Origin of the sequence: Protofrankia sp. Cr2, assembly GCF_963555885.1 — a bacterium.
Taxonomy (GTDB): Bacteria; Actinomycetota; Actinomycetes; order Frankiales; family Frankiaceae; genus Protofrankia.
The window spans coordinates 30280-41042 of record NZ_CAUVXG010000002.1; the positions used below are offsets into that span (position 1 = coordinate 30280).

The 10763-nt window shown below is 68.2% G+C and carries 9 protein-coding genes; 8 read left to right on the top strand and 1 reads right to left on the bottom strand.

The window, feature by feature from the left end; all coding sequences use genetic code 11:
• A partial coding sequence (locus U9978_RS01720) for an ABC-F family ATP-binding cassette domain-containing protein (protein ID WP_322759246.1) occupies nt 1-1451 on the bottom strand: 1451 nt, incomplete at its 3' end.
• A gap of 317 nt (nt 1452-1768) precedes the next feature.
• Between U9978_RS01720 and rfbB the strand changes: the two genes are divergently transcribed.
• The 8 genes from rfbB to U9978_RS01760 all read left to right on the top strand — a co-directional run.
• Complete coding sequence (gene rfbB / locus U9978_RS01725; RefSeq protein WP_322759247.1) at nt 1769-2770, top strand: dTDP-glucose 4,6-dehydratase; 1002 nt, start codon at nt 1769-1771, stop codon at nt 2768-2770.
• 575 nt (nt 2771-3345) lie between these two features.
• On the top strand, nt 3346-4515 hold the full coding sequence (locus tag U9978_RS01730) for an inositol-3-phosphate synthase (RefSeq protein WP_322759248.1): 1170 nt from the start codon (nt 3346-3348) through the stop codon (nt 4513-4515).
• Nucleotides 4512-5390: an SCO3242 family prenyltransferase gene (locus tag U9978_RS01735; RefSeq protein WP_322759249.1), complete on the top strand. Its 879-nt coding sequence runs from the start codon at nt 4512-4514 to the stop codon at nt 5388-5390. The genes U9978_RS01730 and U9978_RS01735 overlap by 4 nt, the downstream gene beginning before the upstream one ends.
• Nucleotides 5391-5416: 26 nt before the next feature.
• Nucleotides 5417-6325, top strand: a complete 909-nt coding sequence (locus tag U9978_RS01740; RefSeq protein ID WP_416210824.1) for a sugar phosphate isomerase/epimerase family protein — start codon at nt 5417-5419, stop codon at nt 6323-6325.
• 6 nt (nt 6326-6331) lie between these two features.
• Nucleotides 6332-7036 carry an EboA domain-containing protein gene (locus tag U9978_RS01745; RefSeq protein ID WP_322759251.1) on the top strand — a complete coding sequence of 235 codons (705 nt, stop codon included), beginning with the start codon at nt 6332-6334 and terminating at the stop codon, nt 7034-7036.
• A gap of 57 nt (nt 7037-7093) precedes the next feature.
• Complete coding sequence (locus U9978_RS01750) at nt 7094-7999, top strand: TatD family hydrolase (RefSeq protein ID WP_322759252.1); 906 nt, start codon at nt 7094-7096, stop codon at nt 7997-7999.
• Nucleotides 8000-8097: 98 nt separating this feature from the next.
• A complete protein-coding gene (gene eboE, locus U9978_RS01755) occupies nt 8098-9342 on the top strand; it encodes a metabolite traffic protein EboE (protein ID WP_322759253.1) in 1245 nt (414 codons plus the stop codon).
• The coding region (locus U9978_RS01760) for an alkaline phosphatase family protein (RefSeq protein WP_322759254.1) at nt 9339-10763 on the top strand (1425 nt) is incomplete at its 3' end. The genes eboE and U9978_RS01760, both read left to right, overlap by 4 nt.

Sequence of the window (10763 nt, forward strand, 5' to 3'; positions counted from 1 at the left end):
CCACGTGACGCCGGGTCGAGGTTGTTGGTGGGCTCGTCCAGCAGCAACACGTTCGCGGCGCTGCACACGAGCCCGGCCAGTGCGAGCCTGGTTTTCTCCCCGCCCGAGAGCGTGCCCGCCGGCTGGGCGACGGTGTCCCCGCTGAACAGGAAGGCACCCAGGATGCGGCGCAGCTCGACGTCGGAGGTGCCCGGCGCGGCGGCGCGCATGTTGTCCAACACCGACTGGTCGGTGTCCAGAGTCTCATGCTCCTGGGCGTAGTATCCCAGCCGCAGCCCGTGACCATGGTGGACCTCGCCGGTGTCCGGGGGCTCGACGCCCGCGAGCATCCGCAACATGGTCGTCTTGCCGGCACCGTTGAGGCCGAGAATCACGACCCGCGCGCCGCGGTCGATGGCCAGGTCGACGCCGGCGAAGACCTCCAGGGATCCGTAGGACTTCGACAGGCCGGTGGCGGTCAGCGGGGTCCGACCGCACGGCGCCGGATCGGGGAACCGGAGCTTGGCGACCCGGTCGGCGACCCGTACGTCGGCGAGACCCGCGGCGAGCCGGTCGGCCCGGCGGTCCATCTGGTGGGCCGCACGGGCCTTGGTGGCCTTCGCCCGCATCTTGTCGGCCTGGGCCTTCAGCGCGTCGATCTTCTTTTCGGCGTTGGCCCGCTCCCGGCGGCGGCGGCGCTCGTCGAGATCCCGCTGAGCCAGGTAGGTCTTCCAGTTGACGTTGTAGACGTCGAGAGCGGCACGGGTGGCGTCGAGATAGAAGACCTTGTTCACGCAGCGGTCGAGCAGGTCGACGTCGTGGCTGACCACGACCAGCCCGCTGTCGTGGGAGCGCAGGAACTCACGCAGCCAGACGATCGAGTCGGCGTCGAGGTGGTTGGTGGGCTCGTCGAGCAGCAGGGTGGCGTCGTTGTCACCGGCGCCGGCGAACAGGATGCGGGCCAGTTCGACCCGACGGCGCTGGCCACCGGACAGCGTCTCAAGCTGCTGGCCCAGCACCCTGTCGGCAAGGCCCAGCGCGGAGCAGATCCGGGCCGCCTCGGCCTCGGCCGCGTACCCGCCGAGGGTGCCGAAACGCTCCTCGAGGCGACCGTAGCGCCGGATCGCCACGTCCCGTGCAGCGTCGTCGACCAGCTCCGCCATTGCCAGCTGGAGCTTCTCCATCTCGCGCACGAGCACGTCGAGGCCGCGGGCGGACAGCACGCGATCACGAGCGGTGTCGGCCGGGTCACCGGCCCGTGGGTCCTGCGGGAGATAACCGAGGTCACCACGGACGTCGATCTTTCCGGCGAACGGCAGCGTCTCGCAAGCCAGGGTCTTGAGCAGCGTCGTCTTGCCCGCGCCGTTGCGTCCGACGAGGCCGATCCGGTCACCCGGCTGGATGCGGAACGACACCGCCTCGATGAGTGTGCGGGCGCCGGCCCGCAGCTCCAGATCGGACGCGATGATCATATGTGCACGTGGCCTTCCGGGAAGACGTCAGCAAACGCGGCAGCAGGACGGCACGGCCCGCGTCACGGCCCCTCACGAAGCCGTGAACGTCAACGCCGGGAACTCTCAGGGCGACGGACCTGGACGCTGCGAACGTCACCACCGAACCCATACTCACAGAGTACGGACTACCCGCGCCCGCGCCGGTGTGCCCCGGTGATCGGCGCCACCGGGTCATGAGAGGGTGGCGCAGGGCTGCGCCGGATTCCAGGTGGCGCGTGCCCCGGGCGGTCCGGGACCGCCGATCTCGACTTCATTCCAAGGGGGACGTTCACACCATGTCGACGCTGCTGGTGACCGGAGCCGCCGGGTTCATCGGATCGAACTTCGTCCGTTACTGGCGTGAGCGGCATGCCGGCGACCGTCTGGTGGCGTTGGACGCGCTGACCTACGCGGGCTGCCGGGAGAACCTCACCGACGTGCTGGACGCGATCACCTTCGTCCACGGCGACATCCGGGACCGCGAGCTGGTCGAATCGCTGCTGCGTGAACATCACGTCGACATCGTGGTCAACTTCGCAGCCGAGTCGCACAACAGCCTGGCGATCATCCGCCCGGGTGAGTTCTTCGCCACCAACGTCATCGGTACGCAGACGCTGCTGGAGGCCGCCCGCACGGTCGGCGTGGCGCGCTTTCACCAGATCTCGACGTGCGAGGTCTACGGCGACATGGCCCTCGACGACCCGGGCGCCTTCACCGAGGACTCCCCCTACCTGCCCCGCACGCCCTACAACGCGGCCAAGGCCGGCGGCGACCACGCGGTGCGGGCCTATGGCCTGACCTACGACCTGCCCGTGACCATCACGAACTGCTCGAACAACTACGGGCCATACCAGTTTCCGGAGAAGGTCATCCCGCTGTTCGTCACCCGGGCGCTGCAGGGGGAGAATCTGCCGCTGTACGCATCCGTGCGCAACCGGCGGGAATGGCTGCATGTCGCCGACCACTGCGCCGCGATCGACGTGGTTCTCCAGCAGGGCCGGGTCGGCGAGACCTACCACGTCGGCAGCGGGGTGGAGGCTGACATCGAGACCATCGCCGACACCATCCTCGGCGAACTGGGCCTGCCTGCGTCGCTGAAGACGATCGTGCCGGACCGGCCGTCGCACGACCGACGCTACCTGCTCGACTCGTCCAAGCTACGGGCCGAGCTCGGCTGGGCGCCCGAGATCGGCTTCGCCGACGGGATGAAGGAGACCGTGGCCTGGTACCGCGACAACGAGTCGTGGTGGCGCCCGCTCATCGGCCGCTCCCCCGTCTCCGAGACTGCCTGGCGCTGAGACTGCCTGGCGCGGAAACTGCCTGGCGCGGAAACTGCCTGGCGCGGAGCCGGCACACCCCGACACCGGTACGGTCGTCGACCTCTCGCGGTCAGGCTGGCGCACTCCGTGCAACCCGCGGCCTGACCGCCTACTCGCGGCTGACCTGCTGACCTCTTGGCCTGCAGGTCAGCAGGTCAGCAGGCTCGCGCGCAGCATTGTTACGTCAGGCACCTTTAAGGCTACCCACGTTTTATTGGTTTGATATCTAGATTTAACCCGAATTTAACACTTGGCACGGCTGCTTTAATCTAATATTCGGTGCACACAAAAAATCATCACGCTCTTCCGACCGAGAACGTCAATCCGAAGCATGACTTTCGCGTTCTCAATTCGCCATGCCGTCCAGGGTCGACATCCGGCGATCACCCGGATGCCGTTGTATTCAATCAAGAATTCCGGTTGCCCCGGCACGTGAATCCGACGATGTGACGACCCGCCGACTTGAGTCGTTCTTTCCTGTCATGCGATACAACCGATACCCACCTACCAGCTCCGGCAAACGACTCGACGAGATCCCGCAGAGGATGATCGTTATGGTTTCTGGAAACATCCGCCTCGGTGTTTGGATGATCGGCGCACGGGGTTCCGTCGCCACCACCACCATGGTTGGCATGGCTGCTGTGCGTGCCGGTTTAACCCCCCCAGTCGGGTGCGTCACAGAGCTTTCGGACTTCCGCGAAGCGGGTCTCCCCCGCTTTGACGACCTGGTGTTCGGCGGCCACGACGTCACTACCGTCCCACTGGTAAAACGCGCCGAACAGCTCGCTTTAGCCGGCGTCGTGCCCGCGCATCTCCTCGACCATGTCACGGACGAACTGGTTGCGGCCGACAAAGAGATCAAGGTTGGGGTCACGGACCTTCCGTCCGGCCAGACTCAGGCCGAGGCGGCTGCGGAGCTGGTGGCCGATCTGGTTTCGTTCCGACAACGACACCGGCTGGCACGCGTGGTCGTCGTCAATGTCTCGTCCACCGAGCCGACGCCCCCGGAATCAGCAGCCCATGCATCGCTGACTCACCTTCAGGAGGCGATGTCGTCGGCTGGACCGGTCGTTCCGACGAGTTCCCTCTACGCCTATGCGGCATTCACCGCGGGCTGCTCCTACATCAACTTCACGCCGTCCGTAGGCGCTGGGCTGCCAGCCCTCGACGAACTTTCCCGCACCTGCGCCGTCCCCTACGCCGGGAACGACGGCAAAACCGGGGAAACTCTGGTCAAGTCCGCGCTCGCACCGATGTTCGCGCACCGCGCGTTACCCGTGCGCTCGTGGAGCGGAACGAATCTGCTGGGCGGCGGGGACGGCGCCACGCTGGCCGAACCAGCCCGAGCGCACAGCAAGACCAGATCGAAGTCACGTGCCCTCGAATCCATTCTCGGACATCCGGTCGAGGGAATCGTCCACATCGACAACACACCGGAGCTCGGCGAGTGGAAGACCGCCTGGGACCACATCCTGTTCGAAGGTTTTCTCGGTGTCCGGATGACGCTCCAGTTCACCTGGCAGGGCTGTGACTCAACGCTGGCCGCGCCGCTGGTGCTGGACCTCGTCCGTCTTCTCGGCCGCGCCCACGAGACGGGGCATGTCGGCCCCCAGGGTCAGCTCGCGTTCTTTTTCAAGGATCCGGTTGGTACCGACGAGCACCGGCTGGTCATGCAGTACGAGACGCTCCGCTCCTGGGTGAGGTCACTGGGACCGCACCGATGACCGCGGTTGCGCATCTGGCGGCCCTGGTCGAGCTGGTGCGGGCGCCCGCCGCGCTGACCGTACCCGGGGACACCGTCGCCGGCGCAGCGATCGCGGGCCGGCCGTTGGATCCGGCGAGCGTGGGTCTCGCCGCTGCCTCCATCTGCCTGTACTGGGGCGGAATGGCACTGAACGACATGGCGGACCGCGATGTCGACGCCGTGGAACGGCCGCACCGGCCGATCCCGTCGGGCCGCGTGACCCCGCGAACGGCTTTCGCGCTGGCCACCGGCCTGACCGCAGCCGGGATCGGTATCGCAGGCGTGGCCGGTGGACCCCCGGCGCTCATCGTCGCGGTTCCCCTGGCCGCCACGGTGTGGGTCTACGATCTTGCCCTCAAGTCCACCCCGCTCGGTCCCGCCGCGATGGCTACCGCCCGAGCCCTCGACGTCATGCTCGGTGCAGGTCCGCACCAAAGCCGCCGTTGCCTGCCCGCAGCGCTCGTCGTCGCCGGCCACACCTACGTGGTCACCGAGTTGAGTCGACGGGAGGTGCAGGGCAGCGGCAAGACGCTACCGAAGATCACCCTCGGCGCGACCACGCTGGTCATCCTGGCAACCTCGGCCGTCACCCGCCGTCGGGGTACCCGGCGCCACCAGATCGCCGGCCTGGGCCTGCTGGGTGCCTACGCCGGGACCTTCGGCGCGGCTCAGGCCGCTGTCGTACGCGACCCGGGCGCGCGCCACGTCCAGCAGGCGGTCGGCGCGGGGATCCTCGGGCTGGTTCCACTCCAGGCTGCGATCACAGCCTGCTGCGGCAGGCTCCGGGCGGCCGGTGCGCTGGCCCTGCTCTTCCCGGTAGCCCGGGCCCTGGCCAGACGGGTATCACCGACATGACCCACCCGAACGGTCATGTCGAGCCGATGGACGCCCGCGCCGGCCGCAACGGGCAGCTGCGCTTCGGCTACGGCACCAACGGCTTTGCCGACCACCGCATCGAAGATGTCATCGCCGTGCTGGCCGGCATGGGCTTCGACGGGGTTGCACTCACGCTTGATCATCAGCATCTCGACCCGTTCGACGCCGACCTCGCCCGACGGGTACGGCGCGTCGGTGCCCGGCTTGCCGCGGCCGATCTCGCCGTCGTGATCGAAACGGGCGCCCGGTACCTGCTCGACCCCTGGCACAAGCACAGCCCCACCCTCACATCTCCCGACGGCCGGGAACGGCGACTGGACCTGCTGCGGCGGGCGGTCGGTGTCGGAGCGGATCTCGGCGCCGAAGCGGTGTCGTTCTGGAGTGGGACGGTACCGGCCGGGGTCCCCCGCGCCCTCGCCTGGGACCTGCTGGTTGACGGCTGCGCCAACGTGGTCGCGGCGGCCGAGCAGGCAGGAGTCCAGCTCGGATTCGAGCCCGAACCGGGGATGATGATCGAGGATCTCGCCGGCTATGAGCGCCTGCGAAACGCCCTCGGCGCACCTGCTGCCTTCGGCCTCACCCTCGACATCGGCCACTGTCGTTGCCTGGAGTCCGCGCCTGTGCCCGAGTGCGTCCTGGGGTCCGCGGACCGGGTGGTCAACGTGCAGATCGAGGACATGCGCCGAGGTGTCCACGAGCACCTGGAATTCGGCTCGGGTGAGATCGATTTCCCCCCGGTCCTGGCTGCCCTGACCAAAATCGGCTACAGCGGGCTCGTATCGGTCGAGCTGCCCCGGCACAGCCATGCCGCGCCGCTGGTGGCCCGGCGTTCCCTGGCCTTCCTACGGCAGGCGTGCGCGCCGGGGCCACCGGTACGCCCGAAACAATCCATCCGCGGTGAGCTCGGGAGGTGACATCCCATGACAACTGGCAACCGAGCAACCGACGACCGAGCAGCTGGCGAACGGGCGACCGTCGACGGGGGGCTGTCCGTCGACGAACTTGCCTCGACGCTCGCGGCCAGGCTCACCGATGCCGGGCATGCGTGGCTGACCAACGCGGTCAACGCCGTCGGCGGCTCCGCCGACGCGATTGACCAGCTCTTCCCGGCGGTGCGTCGGCACTGCGGCCACGGCCCGCTGCTCGCGTCCACCAGCCCGGCCCCCGGCCCGGGGCTGCGCGGCTGGACCGTCGACGAGGCAGCCCGAGTACTGCTGCTCACGGTGCTGCCGATAACCGGCGACACACTCGTCGGCACAGTCGCGAGGTTGTACGAACGCGGCGACGCCGCCGAGCGCCGCGCAGTGCTGCGGGCACTGCCGCTGCTGGACGTCGGCCCGGACACCGTCGCGATCGTTCGGGACGCCCTACGCACGAACGACGCCACGCTGGTGGCCGCGGCACTCGGCCCGTACGCGGCCCGGCACCTCGACGACGCCTCGTGGCGTCAGGCGGTACTCAAGTGTGTATTCCTCGGCGTCCGCCTTGTCGAGGTCGCGGACCTGACCCGGCGGGCGGACGAGGAACTCGTCCGGATGCTCGTCGCCTTCGCAGACGAACGCATCGCCGCCGGCCGGGATGTGCCGCCCGACGTGCTGGATGTGGTGGAGAGCTTTCAACCCTGACCGATGTCGCCCTGACCGATCTCGCCCTGATCGATGTCGTCCGTCGGAAGGCAGCGCATGCGTATTTTCGACCCCCACATCCACATGACGAGTCGAACCACTGACGACTATGAGGCGATGTACGCGGCGGGAGTCCGCGCCCTGGTGGAGCCGGCGTTCTGGCTCGGGCAACCCCGCACGTCCATCGGCAGTTTTGTCGACTACTTCGACGGGCTGCTCGGCTGGGAACCGTTTCGGGCCGCCCAGTTCGGGATCGCGCATCATTGCACGATCGCGCTGAACCCCAAGGAAGCCAACGATCCCCGCTGTAAGCCGGTTCTTGATCTCCTTCCCCGCTACCTGGTGAAGGACCGAGTGGTAGCGGTCGGCGAGATCGGATTCGACTCGATGACCTCCGACGAGGAGCGTGCCTTCGCCACCCAGCTCGCGCTCGCTGTCGAACACGACCTACCCGTGCTGGTACACACCCCACACCGCGACAAAGCAGCTGGAACCTTACGAAGCCTTGAAATCATCGGCGCATCGGGCATCGCGCCGGAACGGGTCGTACTCGATCATCTCAATGAGGTCACGGTCGGGCTGGTTGCCGGCACCGGCTGCTGGATGGGCTTCTCGATCTACCCGGATACCAAGATGGACCCCGACCGGATGGTCCGCATCCTGACCGAGTACGGAACCGAACAGATGCTGGTGAACTCGGCCGCCGACTGGGGACGCAGTGACCCGTTGCGCACCCGGGCCACCGGCGAGGCGATGCTTGCCGCGGGGTTCGACGCCGATGACGTCGAGACTCTTCTGTGGCGCAACCCGGTCACGTTCTACGGCCAGAGCGGACGCCTGGAAATCGACGGCCTCGATGCCTCGGGCACAGCCAACAGCGACAGCGACAGCGACACGGCGGCGCCGGCCCCTGCCGCGGACGCCCTGTTCGCGGGCAATTCGGTGCTGCGCGGTGTCCGATGACCCGACCCATTGCACGATCATGCGGATCAGCCCGGCGCCACGGGTCAGCCCGGCGCCGCGATGTCACGTCCGCACGGCGTGGGTGAGGGGCCGTCACCATGCGCTTTCGACACCGCGACGGCACTGTCGTCCACCTGGCGTACTGCACGAACGTCCATCCCGCCGAGGATCTTGCCGGTGTTCGGGACCAACTGGTCAGATACGCCGAGCCGATCCGCGAACAGCTCGGCGTCGACCGGCTCGGGCTCGGGCTGTGGCTTGCCCACGATGTCGCCACGGCGCTGGACACCAACCCCGCCGACCTGGCCCGACTGCGAGCCGAGCTGGTCGCCCGCGGTCTGGAGGTCGTGACCCTCAACGGCTTTCCCTACCGGCACTTCCACGCTCCGGTGGTCAAGCACGCCGTCTACACACCGGACTGGTCCCAGCCGGAACGACTCGTCTACACCACCGTGTTGGCGCGCCTGCTCACCGGGCTGATGCCCGACGACGCGGCCCGCGGAAGCATCTCCACCCTTCCCCTGGGCTGGCGGAGCTGGTGGGATGCCAGCCGCCGGGATGAGGCCGCCCGCCAACTCGCCACGCTCGCCGACGACCTCGCCGACCTGGAGCACCGGACCGGGCGCACAGTTCGGGTCGGATTCGAGCCGGAGCCCGGCTGCGTGGTGGAGAGCACCGATGACGCCGTGCGCCACCTCGCCGGCATCGACACCTTCGACACGTCCAGGCTCGGGATCTGCCTGGACGCCTGTCATCTGGCGGTCGGCTTCGAGGATCCGCAGGCAGCCCTGGGCACACTCGCCGCGGCCGGTCTGGCGGTGGTCAAGCTCCAGGCGTCCTGCGCGTTGCATGCTCCTGATCCAGCCGCGCCGGGCGCCCGCGACATCCTCGGGGGGTTCGTCGAGCCGCGGTTCCTGCACCAGACCCGCGAACTGGCCGAGACCGGGCCGGCCACCGGGTCCGACAGCGGGTCCGACGTTGGGTCCGACAGCGGGTCCGAGCACGGCCTGCATGCCCGCGACGATCTACCCGACGCGCTTTACGGGGAGCGCGCGCTGCCCGCGCACGGGCCCTGGCGTGTCCACTTCCACATCCCGCTGCACGCCACCCCGGCAGGGCCGGTTGGCAGCACCCGGGACGTCCTGGACGATGTTCTCGCCAACATGTTCGCTGGACGGCAGGCAGTCACCGACCATGTCGAGGTGGAGACCTACACCTGGAGCGTCCTACCCGAACGGGACCGCCCGACCGATGAGAAGTCCCTTGCCGCCGGGATCGCAGCCGAACTGGACTGGACCCGGGGAGCGTTGGCCCGCCACGGGCTGGTGGAGGTGTCATCATGAGCGCGTCCCCGACCGCCCCGACCGCCGTGCTCGTCCTGGATGTCGTCGGCCTGACCCCGGCGCTTCTCCCGCACATGCCGCATCTGCGCGCGCTCGGCGCCGAGGGTTTCACGGCCACGCTGGACCCGGTGTTTCCCGCGGTCACCTGCTCGGTGCAGTCATCCATGCTCACCGGACTGCCACCACGAGACCACGGTGTGGTCGGGAACGGCTGGTACTTCCGGGATCTCGGCGAGATACTGCTGTGGCGCCAGCACAACGGTCTGGTCGCGGGCGAGAAGATCTGGCATGCCGCCCGGCGGCAGAACGGTGACTATCGGGTCGCGAATGTCTGCTGGTGGTACGCGATGGGCGCGGACGTCGACATCACCGTCACGCCCCGTCCCATCTATCACATGGATGGTCGCAAATCACCGGACTGCTACACCGTCCCCCCCGAACTGCACGACGAACTGACCGATCACTTTGGTCCTTTTCCGCTGTTCAAGTACTGGGGCCCGGGAGCGGGCCTACCCTCCTCGCAGTGGATCATTGACGCGGCCGGACGAATCCTGGACCGGAGCCGGCCGGATCTCACGTTCGTCTACATCCCGCACCTCGACTACGATCTGCAACGCTACGGGCCGGACTCACCCCAGGCCGTGACCGCGGCCCGCGATGTCGACACGGCGCTGGCGCCGCTGCTTGCACAGGCCCGCGCCATGGGCACCACCGTCGTCGCACTCAGCGAATACGGGATCACCAACGTGCACGGGACAATCGACATCAACCGGATGCTCCGCCGCGAGGGTCTGTTACGCGTGTACGTACAGGCCGGCATGGAGTACCTCGACCCGTGGACGTCGAAGGCGTTCGCCGTGGCCGACCACCAGGTCGCCCACGTCTATGTGGCGGATCCCGCCGACGTGGCGCGCGTGCAAGCCATGATTGCCATGCTGCCCGGGGTGGACGCCGTTCTTGACCGCGGCGCCCAGGCGACGTTCGGTATCGACCACGAACGCGCGGGCGAGCTGGTGGCGATCGCCGAACCCGACCACTGGTTCACCTACTACTACTGGCTCGACGACGACCGCGCCCCTGACTTCGCCCGCTGCGTCGAGATCCACCGCAAGCCCGGATACGACCCCGCCGAACTGTTCCTCAATCCCGCCGACCCGTGGGCCAAGGCGCGCATCGCGCTCGCGCTCGCCCGCAAGGCGGTCGGCCTGCGCTACACCATGGCGGTGATTCCGCTCGTCCCGTCCATGATCCGGGGCAGTCACGGCCGACTGCCCGACGACCCACACAACGGGCCGGTGCTGCTGTGCTCCGACCCGACGGCCGCACGGGAACGTTACCGCGCCACCGAGGTGAAGGACCTGCTGCTGCGTCTGGCGGGAATGACAGAACCCAACCCGACTTCGCGGCACGACACAGTGACG

Excerpts from the sequence above, each read along its gene's own strand:
- rfbB (WP_322759247.1), top strand. The coding sequence starts at position 1,769 with ATGTCGACGCTGCTGGTGACCGGAGCCGCCGGGTTCATCGGATCGAAC.
- U9978_RS01735 (WP_322759249.1), top strand. The coding sequence starts at position 4,512 with ATGACCGCGGTTGCGCATCTGGCGGCCCTGGTCGAGCTGGTGCGGGCG.
- U9978_RS01740 (WP_416210824.1), top strand. The coding sequence starts at position 5,417 with ATGGACGCCCGCGCCGGCCGCAACGGGCAGCTGCGCTTCGGCTACGGC.
- eboE (WP_322759253.1), top strand. The coding sequence starts at position 8,098 with ATGCGCTTTCGACACCGCGACGGCACTGTCGTCCACCTGGCGTACTGC.
- U9978_RS01750 (WP_322759252.1), top strand. The coding sequence starts at position 7,094 with ATGCGTATTTTCGACCCCCACATCCACATGACGAGTCGAACCACTGAC.
- U9978_RS01730 (WP_322759248.1), top strand. The coding sequence starts at position 3,346 with ATGGTTTCTGGAAACATCCGCCTCGGTGTTTGGATGATCGGCGCACGG.
- U9978_RS01745 (WP_322759251.1), top strand. The coding sequence starts at position 6,332 with ATGACAACTGGCAACCGAGCAACCGACGACCGAGCAGCTGGCGAACGG.